Source organism: Nocardia heshunensis (genome assembly GCF_054782115.1).
Genome location: NZ_BAAGTC010000005.1, coordinates 665,705 through 685,155 on the forward strand (window position 1 = coordinate 665,705; position 19,451 = coordinate 685,155).

Annotated in this window: 20 protein-coding genes; 10 read left to right on the forward strand and 10 right to left on the reverse strand. The window is 68.0% G+C overall.

Going from position 1 to position 19,451, the window contains the following annotated elements; genetic code table 11:
- The first annotated feature begins 73 nt into the window (after window positions 1-73).
- Window positions 74-1,255, forward strand: coding sequence for an epoxide hydrolase family protein (locus ACYVN4_RS21890; RefSeq protein ID WP_460723813.1), 1,182 nt, complete (start codon window positions 74-76; stop codon window positions 1,253-1,255).
- A 259-nt stretch (window positions 1,256-1,514) separates the two neighbouring features.
- Entirely contained in the window at window positions 1,515-2,810 is a 1,296-nt protein-coding gene (locus tag ACYVN4_RS21895; protein ID WP_460723814.1) for a PucR family transcriptional regulator, read from the forward strand.
- On the opposite strand, the gene ACYVN4_RS21900 is transcribed toward ACYVN4_RS21895, so the two are convergent.
- From ACYVN4_RS21900 to ACYVN4_RS21930, 7 genes are all read right to left on the reverse strand, one after another.
- On the reverse strand, window positions 2,741-4,066 hold the full coding sequence (locus tag ACYVN4_RS21900; RefSeq protein ID WP_460723815.1) for a lipase family protein: 1,326 nt from the start codon (window positions 4,064-4,066) through the stop codon (window positions 2,741-2,743). The genes ACYVN4_RS21895 and ACYVN4_RS21900 overlap by 70 nt on opposite strands.
- 38 nt (window positions 4,067-4,104) lie before the next feature.
- The gene (locus ACYVN4_RS21905) at window positions 4,105-5,151 is read right to left on the reverse strand and encodes an esterase/lipase family protein (RefSeq protein ID WP_460723816.1); all 1,047 of its coding nucleotides are present in this window, start codon (window positions 5,149-5,151) and stop codon (window positions 4,105-4,107) included.
- A gap of 154 nt (window positions 5,152-5,305) precedes the next feature.
- Window positions 5,306-5,968, reverse strand: a complete 663-nt coding sequence (locus ACYVN4_RS21910) for a TetR/AcrR family transcriptional regulator (protein ID WP_460723817.1) — start codon at window positions 5,966-5,968, stop codon at window positions 5,306-5,308.
- Window positions 5,969-6,000: 32 nt separating this feature from the next.
- Window positions 6,001-7,122, reverse strand: a complete 1,122-nt coding sequence (locus tag ACYVN4_RS21915; RefSeq protein ID WP_460723818.1) for an AAA family ATPase — start codon at window positions 7,120-7,122, stop codon at window positions 6,001-6,003.
- A gap of 45 nt (window positions 7,123-7,167) precedes the next feature.
- Window positions 7,168-7,431: an Ada metal-binding domain-containing protein gene (locus ACYVN4_RS21920; protein WP_460723819.1), complete on the reverse strand. Its 264-nt coding sequence runs from the start codon at window positions 7,429-7,431 to the stop codon at window positions 7,168-7,170.
- Entirely contained in the window at window positions 7,424-8,149 is a 726-nt protein-coding gene (locus tag ACYVN4_RS21925; protein ID WP_460723820.1) for a 2OG-Fe(II) oxygenase, read from the reverse strand. The genes ACYVN4_RS21920 and ACYVN4_RS21925 overlap by 8 nt, the downstream gene beginning before the upstream one ends.
- Window positions 8,146-8,631, reverse strand: a complete 486-nt coding sequence (locus tag ACYVN4_RS21930; protein WP_460723821.1) for a methylated-DNA--[protein]-cysteine S-methyltransferase — start codon at window positions 8,629-8,631, stop codon at window positions 8,146-8,148. Before ACYVN4_RS21930 ends, ACYVN4_RS21925 begins: the two co-directional genes overlap by 4 nt.
- Window positions 8,632-8,823: 192 nt before the next feature.
- On the opposite strand from ACYVN4_RS21930, the gene ACYVN4_RS21935 reads away from it, so the two are divergent.
- From ACYVN4_RS21935 to ACYVN4_RS21960, 6 genes are all read left to right on the forward strand, one after another.
- Complete coding sequence (locus tag ACYVN4_RS21935; RefSeq protein ID WP_460723822.1) at window positions 8,824-9,771, forward strand: pyridoxamine 5'-phosphate oxidase family protein; 948 nt, start codon at window positions 8,824-8,826, stop codon at window positions 9,769-9,771.
- A 170-nt stretch (window positions 9,772-9,941) separates the two neighbouring features.
- Window positions 9,942-10,394 carry a MarR family winged helix-turn-helix transcriptional regulator gene (locus tag ACYVN4_RS21940; protein WP_460723823.1) on the forward strand — a complete coding sequence of 151 codons (453 nt, stop codon included), beginning with the start codon at window positions 9,942-9,944 and terminating at the stop codon, window positions 10,392-10,394.
- 58 nt (window positions 10,395-10,452) lie between these two features.
- Window positions 10,453-11,046 (forward strand): hydrolase, encoded by a 594-nt coding sequence (locus tag ACYVN4_RS21945; protein WP_460723824.1) that lies wholly within the window; start codon window positions 10,453-10,455, stop codon window positions 11,044-11,046.
- Window positions 11,047-11,131: 85 nt separating this feature from the next.
- Window positions 11,132-11,335, forward strand: coding sequence for a hypothetical protein (locus ACYVN4_RS21950; RefSeq protein WP_460723825.1), 204 nt, complete (start codon window positions 11,132-11,134; stop codon window positions 11,333-11,335).
- 18 nt (window positions 11,336-11,353) lie between these two features.
- Window positions 11,354-11,551 carry a hypothetical protein gene (locus ACYVN4_RS21955; protein ID WP_460723826.1) on the forward strand — a complete coding sequence of 66 codons (198 nt, stop codon included), beginning with the start codon at window positions 11,354-11,356 and terminating at the stop codon, window positions 11,549-11,551.
- A 6-nt stretch (window positions 11,552-11,557) separates the two neighbouring features.
- Complete coding sequence (locus tag ACYVN4_RS21960) at window positions 11,558-12,046, forward strand: hypothetical protein (RefSeq protein ID WP_460723827.1); 489 nt, start codon at window positions 11,558-11,560, stop codon at window positions 12,044-12,046.
- Between the two features lie 33 nt (window positions 12,047-12,079).
- Here the strand turns inward: ACYVN4_RS21960 and ACYVN4_RS21965 are convergent, their stop codons facing one another.
- From ACYVN4_RS21965 to ACYVN4_RS21975, 3 genes are all read right to left on the reverse strand, one after another.
- A complete protein-coding gene (locus ACYVN4_RS21965) occupies window positions 12,080-15,028 on the reverse strand; it encodes a hypothetical protein (RefSeq protein WP_460723828.1) in 2,949 nt (982 codons plus the stop codon).
- A gap of 105 nt (window positions 15,029-15,133) precedes the next feature.
- Window positions 15,134-15,502, reverse strand: a complete 369-nt coding sequence (locus ACYVN4_RS21970) for a hypothetical protein (RefSeq protein ID WP_460723829.1) — start codon at window positions 15,500-15,502, stop codon at window positions 15,134-15,136.
- On the reverse strand, window positions 15,502-16,923 hold the full coding sequence (locus ACYVN4_RS21975; RefSeq protein WP_460723830.1) for an ammonium transporter: 1,422 nt from the start codon (window positions 16,921-16,923) through the stop codon (window positions 15,502-15,504). The genes ACYVN4_RS21970 and ACYVN4_RS21975 overlap by 1 nt, the downstream gene beginning before the upstream one ends.
- A 300-nt stretch (window positions 16,924-17,223) precedes the next feature.
- Between ACYVN4_RS21975 and ACYVN4_RS21980 the strand changes: the two genes are divergently transcribed.
- Both ACYVN4_RS21980 and ACYVN4_RS21985 read left to right on the forward strand, forming a co-directional pair.
- Window positions 17,224-18,486 carry a hypothetical protein gene (locus ACYVN4_RS21980; RefSeq protein ID WP_460723831.1) on the forward strand — a complete coding sequence of 421 codons (1,263 nt, stop codon included), beginning with the start codon at window positions 17,224-17,226 and terminating at the stop codon, window positions 18,484-18,486.
- A complete protein-coding gene (locus tag ACYVN4_RS21985) occupies window positions 18,483-19,448 on the forward strand; it encodes a glutamate ABC transporter substrate-binding protein (protein WP_460723832.1) in 966 nt (321 codons plus the stop codon). Before ACYVN4_RS21980 ends, ACYVN4_RS21985 begins: the two co-directional genes overlap by 4 nt.
- The last annotated feature ends 3 nt before the right edge of the window (window positions 19,449-19,451 follow it).

Genomic DNA, 19,451 nt, shown 5'->3' on the forward strand with positions numbered 1-19,451 from the left:
GCGGACACCCGAGTCGCTGAATAACGAATTGTCGTGATGTGGGGGCACCGTCTTTATCGGAAGACTCAATGTCATGAGCAGCACAGAGAACGCCCTGATCAGCACCGAAATCCACCCCTTCCGCATCGACATTCCGCAGGCCGATCTGGACGACCTCCGCGACCGCCTGACCCGCACCCGCTGGATCGACGAGATCCCCGGCACCGGCTGGGAACGCGGCGTGCCGACCTCCTATCTGCGCGAGCTGGCCACGTACTGGGCCGAGAAGTTCGATTGGCGGGCCGTGGAAGCCGAGCTGAACGCCTACCCGCAGTTCACCACCACCATCGACGGCCAGAACCTGCACTTCCTGCACATCCGCTCCGAGCAGGCCGACGCCACGCCGCTCCTGCTGATCCACGGCTGGCCCGGCACCCCCGCCGACTTCCTGGCCATGATCGGCCCGCTGACCGACCCGGCCGCGCACGGCGAGCCCGACGCCCCGGCCTTCCACCTGGTCATCCCCACCCTGCCCGGCCACGGCTTCTCCGGCCCGCTCACCGAGACCGGTTGGGGCGACGGCAAGGTCGCGGCCGCGCTGGCCGAGCTGATGGCCCGGCTGGGCTACGGGCGCTACGGCGTGCAGGGCGGCGATCACGGCGCGTTCGTGGCACCGCGCCTGGGCCGCGAGCACAGCGAGCACGTGATCGGCGTGCACGCCAACGCCCTGGTCACCTTCCCGACCGGCGATCCCGCCGATATGGCCGCGCTCACCGAGGCCGAGAAGCAGCGGCTGGCCGCCATGAAGCAGTGGCAGGACGACGGCGCGGCCTACATGAATCTGGCCGGGTCACGGCCGAACACGATCGCGCAGTTGCTCGCGGATTCACCCGCCGGACAGCTGGGCTGGATCGTGGAGAAGTACAAGGAGTGGACCGACGCGGCGCACGAGCTGCCCGAGGATGCCATCGATCGGGATCGGATCCTGACCACGGTGAGCATCTACTGGCTCACCGATACCGCGCGCAGCGTCGCGAACTATTACTACGAGCGGTTCCACGACTACACCACCTTCGCGCCCAAGCCGAAGGGCACCGTGCCCACCGGTGTCGCGGTGTTCACGACCGCGGACTTCGCGATCCGCCGCTTCGCGGAGAAGGCCCACAATGTCGTGCACTGGTCGGAGTTCTACTCCGGCGGCCACTTTCCGGCGCTGGAGGTGCCCGACCTGCTGGTCGGTGACATCCGGGAGTTCTTCGCCGGTCTCGCCCGCTGAACCCGATCCCGGCCGCCCCGCGTACCTGGGCGGCCGGGGGAGTTCACAGTGTGGCCCCGGGTATGGCGGCCCCTGCCTCCGCGGCCGATAGGGCTGTCCCGGCGGTGTGTCGGGCGTGTCGGCGGGACGAAGGCACCCACCGCGCTGGCGGGATCGGTCAAGCATATTGCCGCGCAAGGTGACCCAGGCTACAGTTACGCACCAGTAGGAACGCTGGCGTTCCCAGATTGGCTGTGGAGGGATCGACATGGTGAAGGCAATGAGTTCGGCGGGGAATACCCGGCATCCGCTCGCCCCGGCCGGATCCGCCGAAACCGCGACGGCCGCACCGATCTCCGATCCGCTGCGTGATGTCCGCTCGCTCTCGACCACGCTGGTCGCGCATTTCGCCGAGCACGTGGCCCGCTGCGGCACACTGCCCGGTGACGCGTTGCGCGGCGAGGTGACCGCGGTCACCCGGACCTGCTTGGAGCTGGCGGCCGCGGTCCTGGAGGGCCGTGAAGTCGGCGCGAAAATCGAACGGCTGCAACGCGCGGGCGCGGACTGGGCGCGCGAAGGCATTCCCATCGGGACCATTCATCGCGCCGTGCACGACGGTTTCGCGCTGGGTTTCGATCTCATCGTCGACGCCACCGGTCCCGAGGACTATGCGCGGCTTGCGGTGACGGCACGCCGACTGTTCGAGGTACTGGCCATGGTGGATTCGGCCTTCGCCGTGGCCTATGTTCGTGAGCATCGGGCGGTGGTGGCCGAGCATCACACGGCGGTGCACACGGTGGCTTCGGCGCTGCTGGCCGGGCATCCGACCTCGACCATGGCACGCGCGGGCGGCCTCGAGATCGACGAGTCGTATTACATTCTGGCCCTGAGCATTCCGGCGCACGCGGGCGAATCCGACCCGCGCGTGGACGGCGAGGTGGTGGCCCGGCGCAAGCTGCGGCGCGTGCAGTCGGAGCTGGCCCGCCGCGCCGAGGGCCGGGCCCTGTCGCTGCTGAGCGCCGACGGCGGGACCGTGCTGCTGCCCGCGAGCGAGGTCGGCGCCGCCGACATCGGCGAGCTGATCGCCGGATTGTCCACGGCCGCACAGGTTCCGCTGACCGCCACCGTGATCCACGCCGAGACGTCGCGCATTCCGGAGGCCGCCGAGCACGCGCACGAACTGCTGGACATGGTGCACCGGCTGGAATGCGCGCCCGGACTGCACCGCTTCGACGATCTCGCCATGGAGTACCAGCTCACCCGACCGGGTCCGGGCCGCGAATACCTCGGGACGCTGTTGGATCCGCTGGACGAGTACCCCGAACTGCTCGAGACGTTGCGCCGCCACATCGGTAACGATCTGAGCCGTCGGCATACGGCGCGACTGCTGGGCGTGCACACCAATACCGTCGACAATCGGCTCAAACGGATCGGGCAGCTGACCGGATTCGATCCGGCCCAGCCGTCCGGATTGTGGTATCTGCGTTCGGCATTGGTGGCGCGCAGCTACCGCAAGGCCGAGCGGGTTCGGATCGGACGGCCGGACAGCATGGTCGCCAGCAGCGCGATGAAGTGACCGTGCTCGGCCAGCGCGCGCGGCGAGACGGCCACCGACCAGACGGTGCGGACCTCCGACGGCGGCAGTGGACGGTCGGCGAGTCGGTCGGCCAGCCAGTCGACCATGACCGGCGTCGCCAGGAACTGCAGCGGCAGATGGGTACTGAGGCGATCACGCAGGTAGCGGACGTGCGCGCCGCGGGCCCGGTAGCGCTGGACGTGGGCGTCGACATCGGCGACGGCGATCACCTCGTCGTTGACACCCTGGACGACCAGCAGCGGCATGGCGGGCGCCTGCCCCGCGGGCTCGATGTCGTCGAGAACCTGCCGCATGGCGGGGCGGGTCAGCAGCGCGCCGAGCCCACCGCGGATGTGCCGGTGGGCATTTCGACCGGCGTAGCGGGCCAGCAGGGGCAGGGTGGCGATGGATTCGGCGCGGTCGAGCAGCTCGAGGTACTCGGTGGAGACGATGTCGCGCACGGCGTCGTCCAGGTGCGGGTAGGCGCGGCGCAGCCCCGCGGTGAAGACCATGGCGAAACCCGCGAAGGGTGAACCGTTGAGCCGCACGAAGGCCGCCGCCGGATCGCCGACCGGCGAGCCCGCGACCGCACCGGCGATATCGAGTTCCGGGGCGTAGCTCGCCGCGAGTTCCGCGGCCCACGCGGTGGCCAGGCCGCCACCGGAGTAGCCCCACAACCCGATTCGGGTGCGCGGGTGCAGGCCCAGCGGGGCGAATCGCAGGGCGGCACGCAGTCCGTCGAGGGCGCGGTAGCCGGGTTCGCGGGCCGCGCCGAAATGGCCGCCCTGGCCCTCGTGATCCGGCACCGAGACTGCCCAGCCGCGTGCGAGGGCGGCGGCGATGAGCGGGAATTCGATCTGCGGGATCGCACCCAGGGCGCGGGCGCGATGCTGTAAAGCGTAGGAGGGGAAGCACTTCGGGGCGACCGCGTCGATGGCGCACTGGAACGACACCAGCGGGCGGTCCGCGGACGGATCGGCGTCCCAGGGCAGCAGGACGGTGGTCACCGCAGCTTCCGGATTGCCGTTGAGATCGGTACTGCGGTAGAGTAATTGCCACGCCTTGACCCGCTGCGGGATGCTCCCGAGCAGTCCGAGCCGCACCGGCCGCGAGCGCAGGATCGTTCCCGGCGCAACGGAACTCGGGTCGATCGGCGAACGGTAGAACGGGTCCAGGCCGGGCAGCAGCGGCCGCGCGCCGGGTGTGCCGAAATCTTCTGTGAAATCGACAGATTCGATCGATTCGCCGATCGTCATAGCGTTCCTTTCGTCGAGCGGGCAGAGACAACAGCAGGCTAGATGTGGCCGGAGCCGCCGATGATCCAAGGATTGAACGTGCACACGAGGTTCGGGTAGGCGGTCGGATCGAGGGCGTGCAGCGCGATGGATGCCGCGCGGGGCGAATACATGATGGTCAGGTGGTCGGACACGTCCTCGGGGCAATCCTGTTGCAGCGTGATGTTTTCCACGGTGGCGTCGGGGCCGGGCGTGAGGAAGGTCCAGTCGTAGGGGTTGGAGATTTCGTCGTGGGTGGTGCCGACGGCGGTGTACGCGACGCCCGGCACGGTGTCGCCGCTGGAGTTCAATTTCGCGTAGAAGTCCGAGCCCACAACCTGTTCGGTATTGGCCTGCCCGATCAGCGGCTGATAGAAGCCGAGGATATCCAGGCCGAGATTGGTGATGAAGCGTCCCAGGCTCGCGATGCCCAGCAGCGAGGTGCCGTGCGTGGTCGCGCCGAAGCTGATCACCTTGCCGACTTTCCCCTGCCCGCCTTCGAATTTCAGGTACTGGCTGGTGACCGGCCCGCCCTGGGAGTGCGCGAGCACGTCGATGGCGGGCGCGCCGGTCGCGGCCAGCACCCGATCCACGAACTGGGCGAGCTGCCGGGCGGAGTCCTCCATCGGGCCGACGCCGTAGCGGCCGGGCAGGATCGGGCCGATCCCGCCACCACTCAACGGGGTCTCGCGGCCGAAATTGAAGGCGAACACGCAGAATCCGGCGCGGGCGACCTGGGGGGACAGGAACGAGAAGCTGTCATAGGTATTGAGCCAGGTGCCGTGCACCAACACCACCGGACGCGGATGTTCGGCGGTGGGTTTGCAATTCCAGTCGTTGGATCCGGGCGGCGCGGCATCCGGATGGGCCAGGCCGTAGGCGAAGGCCGCGAGGTAGGCCGACATCTCGGGGCCGACGCCGACCGTGTCCGAGGCGGTGCTGACGATCGCCGAGCCGGAACTGCTGCCGGTGTCGGCGGGTTCGGCCACCGCGGTCGAGCAGGCGAGAGCCACGGCGGTGGCGCCGGCGAACACGGTACTGCCGAGGGTACGGATGGTCGGCCTCATGAAATCTCCTACTGCCTCACGCGGATCGGACCGAATGCGTCGAATCCGCTTGCGACCGTAGGATCAGGCTGTGGCCTGTGTCACCGGCGCTGTGTCAGGTGACAGTGCCCCGCGCCGAGGGCGGTCGGGGGTTGTGGCGACCAACAGCCCGCGTTCAGGATTCGCGGGCGGGTGTGGAGGCCAGTGCGATCGCCGAGCGGGTGAACAGCGGCACCAGTTCCGGCAGCGCCTGGGCGCCCTTCTGGTGCAGGCAGGCGCGCACACGGTCGTCGATGCCGCCGAGCAGCATGTCGATCAGCTGGCGGTCCGGTTCGGCGGACAGATCACCGTCGCGCACGCCGACATTCACCACGGCCATGATGTAGTCGGCGAAGCGCTCGTGCACGCGCAGCCGGTGTTCGATCAATCCCGGTCCGGCCGCGAGGGTTTCGACATACAACGCGCGGGCCGCCTGCGGTTGCATGGCGAGCACATTGAGATAGATCTCGAACGAAATCCGCACGCGGTCCTCGAAATTCACGCCTTCGAGGCCGGTGACGGTCTCGCGGAGTTGTTCCAGGGCCGCGCCGACCGCGAGATCATAAGCGGCGCCGAAGCATTCGTCCTTGCTGCCGAAGACCGCGTAGAAGGTGCGGCGCGCCACCTGTGCCCGGGTCACGATATCGGCCACCGTGGTGGCCGCGAAGCCCAGTTCCCCCACCGCGTCCAGCACGGCGGTGCACAACCGCGCGTACTGTGACGCCTCCACCTGCTCGCGAGTCAGCCCGTGTCGCCCACGCGGCAACGGACCCTGCTCACCGACGGTTTCCACACTCACGCCCTCAGAATAGGTTTCCACGTCACCGACGACTAACGGTCCGGCCAATACCAGGCCGGTTCTTCCAAGCGTCCCTGTCCCGCCACCGTTGTCGCTCCCTCCCGTTTCACCAATTCGATCATGTTCGCGTCGGTGTATTCGTCGATGACACCGATCAATTCGTCGGAGTGGCTGACCACCACGACCTGGGTCTCCTTCGCGGCCCGCGCGATCAACCGTCCCAGCGGGTCCAGCAACTCCGGATGCAGGCTGGTCTCGGGCTCGTTGAGCACCAGCAGCTGCGGCGGGCGCGGGGACAGCAGCGCGGCGGCGAGCAGCAGGTAGCGCAGGGTGCCGTCGGACAGTTCGGGGGCGGCCAGCGGGCGGAACAGCTTGGGCTGGTGCAGCAGTAGCTCGAAGCGGCCGCCGTCGCCGACGATCTCGAGGCGACTGCCCGGGAAGGCATTGTCCACGGCCTCGGCCAGGGCCGCGGCGTCGCCGATCTCGAGGATGGTCTGCAGGGCGGCGGCCGCGTCCGCGCCGTCGTGGGCCAGCGCCATGGTGCGGGTGCCGAGCTGCGGTGTGCGGGCGGGCGCGGCGACATCGGTGCGCAGGTGGTCGTAGAAGCGCCAGGAGCGAATGCGTTCGCGCAGCACCAGCAGGTCGGGGGCGCGCTGCGGGTCGGCCAGCTCGGAGAGCATGGAGTCGTAGGGCTTCACGGTGTGCGGGACCATGCCCCAGCCGCCGGCTTCCTCGCGCAACCGCACCACCGGTCCACCGCGATCGGCCAGCAGGGTCGAGGGCCGCAGCACCGGTCCGGCCCAGGCCGCCTCGGCCTTGATCTCCGGGTCGAGATTGAACATCGACTCCCCGGGAATCGGGATGCCCAGTTCCGCCGCGTATCCGAAGTCCTCCCCCGCGAACCCGATCCGCAATCGCAGCGGCGTGCTCGGCCCCGAGCGTCCGGGCCCGGCGAAGAAGGTCGACTCCAGCCCGCCCTCCCGAGCCAGTCCCGCGACCGCGCCATTGTGCGCGAAATCGGCCAGCAGCCGCAGCACTCGATACAAACTCGACTTACCGCTGCCATTGGCTCCCGTGACCACATTCATCCGCCCGAGCCGGACCCGCAGATTGCGCAGGGACCGGTAATTCTCCACGGCCAACGTGGTCAGCATGCGAACCAGCTTATCTACCGACCAGTCACCACGAATTGTCGTGCGCTAGTCGGTGTGGCGGGCTTGCCATTCGCGATAGGCGGGGCGTGAGCAGACTGCGCAGGGGCGGTAGCCGGAGGCGATGGCGGTGGCCTCGTCGGCGAAGAAGACTCGGTGGGTGGCGTAGCCGCCGCGGGCCAGGGCGCGGAGGGCGGCTGGGCAATCCAGCCGACCGTAGATGCGCAAGCGACGGTGGCCGCCGAAGGTGCCGGGGGTGTGGCTGGGGTAGAGGCCGTTCGGGCCGAGCAGGGTGTAGGGCGGGTCAGGCATCGTGGAAGACCAGGCCCAGGGTGTGGCGTTGCCCGGATCGGACGGTGCTGACGCCGTGGCGCATGGGTGCGGCCGACCAGCCGCGGGCACCCTGTACCGGGCGGTCGCGGGTGGTGAAGATGAGGCCGTGGCCCTGAGGCAATGCCATTGCCGCGCCGCGGGATTGGGCGCGGGGGCGCTGCTCGACCATGAGGAACTCGCCGCCGGTGTAGTCCACGCCGGGTGCGTCCAGACCGATCACGACCTGGAGAGGAAACACCATGTCGCCGAACAGGTCTCGGTGTAGGGCGTTCCAGTCGCCGGGGCCGTAGCGCAGCAGGATCTGGGAGCTCTTCACCTGCCCGGCGCGATGGCAGCGGTCGATCCACTCGTCGAGGGTGTCGGGCCAGGTGCCGGGGCGGCCCAGGCGGGCGGCCCAATCCCGGGCGATGGGAAGGAGTTTCGGGTAGAGGGCGGCGCGCAGCTCGGCCACGATGCGGGGCAGCTCGTGGGTGAAGTAGCGGTACTCGCCCGAGCCGAACCGGTGGCGGGCCATGTCGATCGTCGAGCGGAAACGCTCCGTATCATCGTAAAGACCGGCGAGGGTGCGACATTCGTCGGCGGTCAGCAGCTGGCCGAGCAGGGCGTGGCCATGCTCGTCGAGTTCCGGGGCGAGGGCCGCCCAGTCCTGCTGGGCGACCCGCCCGGCCCACACCGAGGGCAGGGTGCCGGTCGTCACGCGACCCGCTCCAATTCCAGGAGTTGCTGCTTGCGTTCCACTCCCCCGGCGTATCCGGTGAGTGACCCGTCCGCGCCGATCACGCGGTGGCAGGGCCGCACGATGAGCAGCGGATTCGCGCCGATCGCCGAGCCGACCGCCCGCACCGCGGCCCGGGAGGCCCCGATCCGGCGGGCGATCTCCCCGTAGGTGGTGGTACTGCCGTAGGGGATCTCCTCCAGCGCCTGCCACACTCGCCGCTGGAATTCGGTGCCACCGTCGGCGAATCGGAGGTCGAAGCCGGTACGCTCGCCCACGAAATAGGCGGTCAGCTGCGGTACCACGGCCGCGAACGCGGCCGCGTCGTCGACCCAATCCGGTTGCACCAGAACACTCTTCGACCCGGCCATCGACACCGCGGTCAGCACCAACTCGCCCTCGCGCAGTTCCCCGGTGAGCAGCAGTTCTCCCACCGGGCTGCTCATTGTCGTGTACACGGTCATCGCTTCCTCCTCGATCGCTCGTTCCTTGTCCATCACCCACTCTGGCGGACCGGAAAGGCGATCACCGGCGGAAATCAGCCATGGCATTTGGCGGTATTCGGACGGGGTTCCGGTGCGGGGCGTCACGTGGGGTTGACTGGCGATCGGGCATTGCGGGTGTGGGGTGGTTGTCAGGTTTCTAGACTCTGCGGCATGGGTGTGGCCTGGCCTGATGCCGTCGACGAGGTGCTCGGGGGCGATTTGACCTGCGCGCTGGGGATCAATACCGATGCGGGCGGGGTGGTCGTTTCGACCCTCGCGCCGATCGGGTTGCGGGATCGGGAGCGCGGGACGGTGGGTGTGACGACCTCGCTCGGGTTCGGGCGGAAGTTGTTGCGGATCAAGAAGGATCCGCGGGTCGCACTCGCATATCACACCCGCGCCCATGGGATCGGGGATGCGGCGAATCAGCGGTACGTGCTGGTTCAGGGCATCGCTGAGTTCGATCCGACACCGGATCAGGACGCGCTCGACAGCATCGGGGAGCAAGCGGCACCGTATCTGGGCGCGCTGAAGCGGGGGCCGTTCTGGGACCGGTGGCTCAGCGCCTATTACGCCGACCGGGTGCTGGTCACGATCGAAGTGCGGCGGATCATCGTGTGGCCGGATCTGGCGGCGGCCGGGGAGCCGGAGGTGTTCGGGGACGCCTTGAAGGCGGAAGATCCTGCGGCGCAACGGGCTCCGGGGAAGGGCACCAGTCCGCGCGTCGATGTCGGCAAAGCTGCTAAGAGGGCCGGGAAACTGCCGCATCACTTGCTCGGATATCGGCAGGCGGATGGATTTCCGGTGGTGGTGCCGTTCGAGTTGGGAACCGCAGATGCAAACGGCCTGCGGGTGTCCGTACCAGCCGGAGTACCGGACGGTGGTCGGCGCGCGGGGCTGCTCTCCCACGATTACCGGCCCGCGCTCATCGGTTTGGAGACGCGCCAGCACACCGGCTGGCTCGACGTATCCGACGGACAGGCCGTATACGCGCCCCACACGGCATCGGGATTCGTTGCGCCACCGAACAAGACGCTGCTGTTGCTGGCCAACGGATATCTCGCGCGGCGGGGCGTGCGTCAGGCAACCGCGTCGGGTCTGCTCGACGCCCTCTCCTGACCTCCGCGAAATCCACTGGCTGCGGGCCGATGAGGAGTGGGGGGCAGCGGCAAGACTGCGGAAACACGGGCGGGAATGGTCCTGCGCTACCCCGGGCTGGATGTCTCGCACTGGGCATAATTAGACAGGTAAACTTGCAAGTTTGACTGCGATTGTGGCAGGCTGGCCTGGTGAGCGCGAACCAGGAGTCCAGAGCCACGGCCGAGGTGGCCGCGGCGGCCGGTGAGCTCCGGGTGGTGGCCAGCCGGTTGTTGCGGCAGCTGCGCGCGGCTCGCGGTGCAATCGAGATGACGCCCTCGCAAGCCGTCGTGCTGAGCCGTCTCGGCACCGAAGGCCCGATGTCGGTGGCCGACCTCGCACGCGCCGAACGCGTCCGACCCCAGTCGATGCGCACCACCCTCACCGCCCTGGAAGAACGCGGATTGGTGTCCCGCGCACCGCATCCCACCGATCAGCGCCAGGTCCTCAGGTCCCTCAGCGAGACGGGCCGCGCGCTGCTGCGCCGCGCCCACGACGCCAAGGAGGACTGGCTCGCCACCGCGATCGTCACCAAACTCTCTGCCGCCGAGCAGGATTCGCTGATCGCCGCGATCCCCCTGCTGTCCCGGCTGGTCGAGGACTGACCACCGACCTTTCGCAATCCCCCGAACCGATTTCACCGCCATCCGAAGGGAACAGCCCATGACCACGGACCTGCTCGACCCGAAGACCGCCCTGGTACTCATCGACCTGCAGCGCGGCATCGCCGCCATGCCCACCGAGCCGCACACCGCCGCCGAGGTGATCCAGCGGGGAGCCCAGCTGGCCAAGGCATTCCGCGAACAGCACCTGCCCGTGGTCTTGGTCCGCGTCTCCTTCTCCCCGGACGGCGCCGACATGCCCCCCGGCCGCACCATGCAGCCCCGGGGCGCCAGCGGCGCCCTGCCCCAGGGCTGGGACGAACTCGTCGACGAACTCGACGTCCAGCCCTCCGACGTCCGCGTCACCAAACATCAGTGGGGCGCATTCCACGGCACCGACCTCGACACCCAGCTCCGCCGCCGCGGCATCACCACCATCGTCCTGGCCGGCATCGCCACCAGCATCGGCGTCGAATCCACCGCCCGAGCCGCCCACGAACACGGCTACCACGTCGTCATCGCCACCGACGCCTCCGCCGACCGAGACCCCGCCTCCCACACCCACTCCATCGAAAAAATCTTCCCCCGCCTCGGCACCACCGCCACCACGGAAGAAATCCTCGAAGCGGTCGCCACCCTCCCCACCGGCGCCTGATCCACCGACACGGGCAATTCGGAGCAACAGGGCGGGTCCCAGCAATTCAGAACATACGTTCGATGCGACGGCTACCGTCGGCCAAGTGCCCTCGATCCGCCACGAGATTCCACTGCAACTGCTCCGCCACCGCCCCGAGGTCGCGTCTCTGATCGCCCGCACGGTACTCGGATTGTCGGTTCCTGATCTGCCGTGCTGGCGTCCGGGCCCGGAGACGGTCACCCTGCTGTCCCCGGGCGAACTCCACCTCGACGTGGTGCTCGTCGGAATCGACGCGGACAAGCCCTAATTCGCGATCGTCCACGAGGTGCAGAACTCATGCGGCGCAGCCGACCTCGAACGCATCGCACTGAGCTGGCCCGCTTATGTCACCCACGTCCGTCAACGATTGGGCTGTCGAGTGCTGCTCCTCGCCTTCTGTCCCGACGAGCCGACGGCACGCAAGGTGGCCACCCCGATCGACACCGGCCACCCCGACTTCATCTTCCGACCCCGCACCTATTGACCCGGCATGCTGCCCGCCATCACCACCGTGGCTGAGGCCGATCAATGGCCCGAACTCGCCCTGCTCTCCGCACCTGGCCACCTCGGCGACACCGAGCGCCGAGCCGTTCTCGCCATGGCGCTCGAGGCAATGCAGCACCTCGAGCCGGACTGGCGTGTCCACTACCATGACTACATCAGCAAATGTGTACCTGCCCGGTACCGGAAAGAGTGGGAGCGGCTCGTGGCCATGGCAATCGAGAACTACCACTGGGAAAGCGACTTTGCACAGGAACACCAGGCCATCGGCCGGGCCGAGGGGAAGGCCGAGGGGCGGGCGGAGGCTCTCGCGGGGTCTGTTCTGCGGGTGCTCGATCGGCGGGGGCTTGCTGTCACCGATGAGATTCGCAACCGGGTCAACGGTTGCTCGGACCTTGATGAGCTGACGCGCTGGCTGGACCTGGCACTAGTAGTTGACCGCGCCGAGCAGATCCTCGACTCCGGCGCAGCGAGCTGAGTAGACCGCTGGTGACCTGAGCGCCCCGACCGGCTATCTCGCTCGAGCGTAAGCACGGGACCACAAGGTCGGCCAGCCGCCGGTGGGGAGCCAGGTGGTGGGGATCAGTAGGCCGTGGTCGGCTAGGTGGGTCCAGAAGTGTTCTCGGTCGGGGCCGAGATCGGTTGGAGTCAAGCCCAGTTCGAGGGTGGCGGGCCAGGCGGTGTGCCACGGGCCCTCGGGGTCGTCGAGGGTGGTGGTGGGGAAGCCCGGGATGGTGAGGGCTCGGGGTGGGGTGATCTGGGTGAGCGGGATGTGGTGGGGCGGTGCGCATGTGGTGGCCAGGATCAGGGGGCAGAGTAGGTCGGGGGTGGGGTGATGGGTGAGGGCGTGGGCCAGGGCGGGGTCGTCTCGGCGGGCTAGGCGGCCGATGGCTGCTCGGATGCGGTGGGCGATCAGGTCCATCGAGCGGGCGGTGGCGATGTCGGGGTCTTTTACCAAGGCGCGCAGGGTTTTCGAGGGGATCGGGGCGTCTGTGGTGATGGTGCGCAGGCGTGGGTGACGGGTCAGGAGCGGCGGGTCGAGGGAATCGACGGCGTGTGCGAGGGGGCGGGTGGCGGTGGCGGACCACAGGAGTGGTAGGTCGGCGGGCTGGGCGGTGAGGTGATCAGCGCACAGGCGCGTCAGGCGGTCGGCGGGGGTGCGGCGTAGGGCGGTCAGGATTTTGGGGTCGCCGTGGAGGTTGCCGGTCAGGGCGGCGAGGGTGTGGAGGGCGGGTTCGGCGTCGATCATTGCTTTGCGGGCTGCCTCGTGCAGGGCGGGGGCGACCTCACGGATCGGGTTCGAGGCGGCGCGGCGGCGGGCTCGGGCTGGCGGGGTGGCGGGGTCCGGTTCGGGCGGTTCTGAGTTGGATTGTTCGTGGCGCAGGGTGGCGGCCCAGCTTTGGAGTGCCTGGCGCAGTGCGGGATCGGCTTCGTTGTTGAAGCGGCCCGCCATTTCGCGGACCGTCCAGCCGTGGCCGGTGCGTCCGAGTTCGGCATTGGCCGCGATGACGTCGTGCTCGTCGCGCAGGGCGAGGAGGATGCTGATGCCGCGCGAGGCGTGGTCCTGATACCACTGTCCGGCAATGCAATTGCCCATGAAGTCCGACCACTCGGCGAGGCGGGACGCGCCACGCGCGATCTGCAGGCGCACGGTGGTTCCCGGCAGGATCGTGCCGTCGTACGCCAATACCGTGTCGTCCACATCGAATTCGCTGGTGAGCGCCGACGCGATGACACCGCTGTCCACGAGTGCCGCGCACAGCCCGGCCCAGTCCCGGCAGCGGGCAGGCGAGGGCGCGCCGAGCGAGAGCAGCTGGGCGGCACCGGCCACCGCGAGCGGGATCGAGTCCGAGCGCGGTGTCAGCGGGTCGGGCTGCGGCCGTGGCGGATTCAGATCGAATTCGGGGACCCGGTAGTAGGGCTCGACCGTGGCCGCCTCGTGCCCGCGTGCTCGGGCCACCGCGTCGGCCAGGTCCGCCAGCCACAAGAGATCCGACGCCTGCTCGCCTGCCTTCGACCCCGAGGCTTCGGAAGTGCCCTCCGCCGCATCACGTGTCTGCGCCACGTCACCGGTCTGTTCGGTGTCGGCGGCTTCCACTACGGCGATGCGCTCGGCCTCGGCGAGGCGGGTGGCGAGGTTGGGGCGGGTGTGGCGGACGAGGGGTTCGCAGTGCCAGTGCTCGGGTGCGCGGTAAGGGGTGTGGCCGATTTCGGTGCGCCAGGCGCGCAGGGATTTCGAGTCCCATTCCTCGGGGAGTACGTCGTAGGGAATTTCGTGGACGAACAGGCTGCGACAGCGGGTGTGGACGACGATGCCGTAGGCCAGGGCGGTGCGGAGACGGGTGCGGACGAACTTGCCGAAGGCGGGGCCTTGCGGCTCGTGTTGGCGTAGCCAGACGTCGATCTCGCGGATGTGGACGATGGGGCGGGCGGGCAGCGACGTTCCGTGGGGTGTCGGGACATTGTCCGTACGGAGCGCTCGTCGGACCTCGGCGCGGGTGAACAGTGCTGAGGTGGCGGCAAATTCATCGCGGACCTGCGCGATACCCGCGGCTACGCCGAGTTCGTGCACCGCCACGGCAGCGCGCAGCAACACCGTTGCTGCCAGCGCATCCTGGATCGCCCGCTCGACGGAATGCCGCCACAGGCTGTGCCAGGTGGGCCGGAAGTGGATGGCGCTCAACAGGGTCAACGGGCGGGATGTCGAATCCTGGGCCAGTTTGATGACTTCCGCCTCGTCGAACTGCCGATAGCGCTCGGACAACGCCTCCCGGCTCGACAGGTCGTGGCTGGCGATCAGGCGTTCGCGGTCCGCGTCGGCGAGCTGTCGGGCGCAGACCTCGGCCCACAGGTCCAGCACCAACTCCAGACGCCGCCGCGGCGAGTACGGTTCGAGTACCCGGAGAAGGTTGGCCGCCAGCACCGAGGGCGCGCCGTCCGGAATCGGATCGACCCCGTCGGGCGCGCGCAACGCGAGCACGCGCACCAACTGTTCGGGACCGAGCAGGTCGGCAGCCGCCGATGCCAGAATCACGGTGGCCCAGTGTCCTTCGCCGATGGCCTGCTCGGCCGCAGCCCCTACCGGCTTGGTGGCGGTGACGCCGAAAAGTGCGACGAGCGTGGCCCCGCGCTCCCCCAGCCGCCACGCGCCGCCGAGTTTCAATACCCGCAGCGCGGCCAGCACGGCGTCGCGGCGGTCGCCGGGCGCACCGGCCAGCCGGGCGGAGACGAACCCTTCGCCGAGATCGATTCCGGCTCCGGCGATCACGGTGCCGCCGAGTTCGATGAGTCCGGCCAGATCGGCGCAGGCGATGGCCACTCGCGCCGAGTCACTGTCGCGCGGACCGAGGACGACGGCCGCACCGGCGGGTCCGTCGTGACCGATGGGCTCCCCTGTGTCGACCAGCCAGGCTCGCCGATCCCGTTCGGCAACCATGCCGAAGGCCAACCGCACTGCCAAAAGTGAACTCCCACCGCCGAATTGCCGTACGCCCGACGCACAACAGAACTCCCGCCCCGGCCATACGGCCGGGGCGGGAGCAGTGGCAATCACTTTTCACACCGATCACAGTCGGCGTGCGTCGATCATCCAGATCTGTATATTGGCGGCCTCGTGATTGGATCCGATCGATCCGATCATGCGGACCAGATCGGTGACATCCTCTGTCCGGGCGAGCAATTCGACGCGCAACCCGGCGGAGACATCGGTTTCGAAACGCTGTCCGCGATAGCTTTCGACGCGGTTGTCACGGTCGTCGACCCGATAGATCTGGGTGACGACCATGCGCCGGACGCCGAACGCGGCCAGGGCCTGTTTGATCTGATCGAACAGGCCGGGCGGCAACACCAGCGTCAAGAGTTTCGCGTCCGCGCCGCCGCCCGCGTCCATACCGTGGTATCCGATCATGCCGCCCAACTGCAGCGGCGCCGACATCAGGATTCCTTGGCCGGAATCTCCGCTCCATCCTGTTCCGCGGGCGCGCGCACGGGCGGTTTCTTCAGCACCCCCGATTGCGCGTGCACGAGCGTCTCATCGGGGTAGGCCTCCTCTTCGTGCGCCCCGACGTCACCGGTCTCGAGCACTTCGTCCGGCATTCGCAGACTCATGAACAGACTCAATATCTTCAGGATCGCGAACGTGATGAACGCGTCCCACACGATGACCGTGCCGGCCGCACCCGCCTGCCAGAGCAAGAGTTTCGGATTGTGCCCGTAGAGCCAGCCGCCGTAGGTGGAATCGGCCGCGCCACCGGTGCCCAGGTACACCTTGATATTCGGATCGGCGAGTACGCCGACGAGCATGCCGCCCGCCAGGCCCGCCACGCCGTGCGTGTGGACCACACCGAGGGTGTCGTCGACCTTGCGGAACAGTCGGGTGCGCCCGAGCTTGTTCCACGACAGCCACACCAGGGTCGAGGCGATGAGCCCGATCACCATGGCGCCGAAGCTGTTCACGAAACCGGCCGCCGGGGTGATGGCGACCAGGCCGGCGATCATGCCGTTGACCGCGCCGAGGAAGTTGGGCTTCCGCGACGGACCGGCGAACATGTCCCAGAGCACCCAGGTCAGCACCGCGACCGCGGTGGCCAGGTTGGTGTTGATCACCGCGAGTGAGGCGTCGGACCCGGAGAAGTACGGGTCACCGCCGTTGAATCCGTTCCAGCCCAGCCACAGGATGCCCGCACCGGCCGCGGCCATGGGCAGGTTGTTGGGGACCGCACGTTCTCGATCACGCGCGAGCCGTGGCCCGATGACCGCCGCGGCCACGAATCCCGTAGTACCCGCGGCCAAGTGGATGACGTACCCGCCGGAGTAGTCGAGCGCGCCCATCTGTGACCACCAGCCGCCGCCCCAGATCAGGAAGGCATTGACCGAATAGGCCAGCGTCGACCAGAGCGGGACGAAGATCAGCCACACCTTGAAATTGATGCGCCCGATCACGCTGCCCAGGAACAGCAACGGGGTGATGGCCGCGAAGACGAACTGGAAGTAAGCCAGCGTCGTCTCGGAGAACCGGAACTTGGGCATGAGCCCGTCGAGGAGCGGAATCACCGCCTGCTCTTGATTATTCGAGCCGAGAATGGTGTGTGGCTTGCCGATTGCGGCCCGCAGAATTCCTGGGCCGAGTTTGATGGGTTCGCCGAACCCCATCTTGAAGCCCCACAGCACCCATACGACCAGGACCAGCGAGAATCCGGTGAATGCCATGAGCATGGTATTGACGGCCCATTTGCGTTGCACGATACCGCCATACAAGATCGCGATACCGGGAATGCTCATGAGACCGACTAGAGTGGCGGCAACCAGTTGCCAGGCATTGTCGCCGGGGTTCAGCCAGTCGGGATACGGTGACATTGTTCAGCGCTACCTCACCGCGGAGCAGGCAGGCACCATACCTACTCCAGCACTAAATTACGTTGTGACATAAGGTGTCTGGCGTCACATTGGGTGAACCAAGTGTTGTGCCGTAACGTTTCCCGACGATTACCTACGGTTAAATCTGGATTTCGCGGTTCGGTCACGAATGCACGTGCATTCGAAATGAACGGCTCACCAATAAATTCCGACCAGTTGGAACTCGATCGACAGGGTGCGATCACTCCCGTACGATCTGGCTACGGGGAGCACCGGCCGGTTCGAACGGGGGAAACGGAGTTGAGGAGTCGTCTACCGACGACCATGCGCAATGCCGCGCAATGGACGCGACGTTTCGTGCGCACCGCGCCGGGCGTCATCGGTGCGGTGGGCGCTGCCCTCGCACTCTTGGCTCTGATCGCCGGTCTGGTTTCGGAGAGCGCGCAGAGCGCCAAGATCACTCGCCACGACACCGTGCTGGCGCATACCGAACCCCTCGCCAATGCTTCGCAGCGGTTGTACGTGGCGCTGTCGACCGCCGATGCCGCGGCCTCCACGGCCTATCTCTCCGGCGGTGTGGAATCTCACGAGGTGCGCACTCGCTACGAGAACGCGCTCACCGATGCGGCCGCCGCCCTCGCGGAGGCCACCACGGGCGCCTCCGACAGCGAGACGCGCGCCATCCTCGGCCGGATCGCTGCCGAATTGCCCAGTTACACCGGCGATATCGAGGCCGCGCGAGCGAACAACCGCCAGAACCTGCCCGTCGGTTCCGCGTATCTGCGACAGGCTTCGGCGCTCATGCAGGGCTCGATCCTGAAGGACGCGAAGGAACTGCAGACAATCCGGGTGACGCAGCTGCACGACGATCAGGACGCCATCACCGGACTGCCGTGGTGGAGCACCGGGATCCTGGTGCTGCTGCTGGCCGCCTGCGGGTACGGCTCGTGGATCCTGTTGCGCCGCACCAACCGCTGGGTCAACTCGGGCGTGATCACCGCCGCCGGGCTGACCGTGGTGGCGCTGCTGTGGATCGTCGCCACCACTATCGCGGCCTCGGCCGCCATCGACACCGGGGCCACCGCGCGCTTCGAGAAGCTGGCGGACGCCCGCATTCTGGCTCAGCAGGCGCGCAACGAGGAAACCCTGCAACTGGTCACCCGCACCGATATCGATGCCAGCGATGGCCGCTTCAAAACCGACTCCGACAAGCTGCGGGCGGACCTGGCAGGTCTGGTGAGCACGGATTCTGCCGCCCAGAACGCCTTCTCGAGCTGGCAGGACGGCCACACGCTCGAAGTCGCCGCCTACAAGAGCAATGACTACAGCGGCGCGGTCACCCAGTCGGTCAAGACCGACGGCAAGGGCTCGGCCGCTCAGTTCAGCGCACTCGACAATGCCTTGAAGGCCGAACTGGACCGCACCCGGCAGGAAGTGCGCGACGATGTGAACACGGCCGGAAATGCCCTCACCCTCAGCCCCTGGGGCACGCTGGTGCTGCTGTTGGCCGCGGCGGTCGCCATCGTGGTCGGGGTGTGGCCACGGTTGAAGGAGTTCCTGTGAAGACGCGCATGCGCATGCTGCTGCTGGCAGCCGTGGCACTGCTGGCGGGCGCGTGCGGATCGACGCCGGACGCCGCGCCCTTCCAGCTGCCCGCGGAGAACCGATTGCCCGCGGGCGCAACGGTTATCGCCACCGCCCCGCCCCCGCAGCGCAATGACAAGTCCTGCGGCGAACCGACCGCGAGCCTGCGCCCCAAATCCGACAGCATCTCGGCGCCGTCGGTGGCGGCCATTCGGGCCAGCGGCAAGATCCGTATCGGCGTGGACCAGAACCAATTCCTGTTCGGCTTCCGCAATCCGAGCACCGGTCAGCTCGAGGGCTTCGACATCGATCTGGCCCACGAGATCGCGCGCGACCTGCTCGGCGACCCCGACAAGGCCGAACTGCACCCCATCGACTCCTCGCACCGGGCGGCGGCGCTGACGAACAACGAGGTCGATCTCGTGGTGCAGGACTTCACGCCGACCTGCACGCGCCGCAAGGACATCCAGTTCTCCTCGGTGTACTTCTCGACCGATCAGCGGGTGCTGGTCACCAAGGGGTCCGGCATCAACTCCGCGGCCGATCTGGGCGGCAAGAAGGTGTGCGGCATCCCGGGCTCGACCACCTTGGACGCGGTGTTCGCGTTGCCGGACAAGCAGCGCCCCACCGTGATCGGCATCGAGAACTGGCTGGACTGTCTGACCGCGCTGCAGCAGGGTGAGGTCGATGCCGCGAGCACCGACATGCCGCTGCTGTACGGGTTGAAGATCCAGGATCCCAACCTCGACATCGTCGGACCCCCGATGGCCACCGACGTGTATGCCGTCGGCGTGCAGCAGAAGAACACCGATCTGGTGCGCTTCGTCAACGGCGTCCTCGAGCGCATCCGCAACGACGGCACCTGGCAGCGTATGTACAACGACCGGCTCAGCGTGATGGGCCCGTCCAACGGTCCCCCGGCCCCCCTCTACAGCGATTGAGCC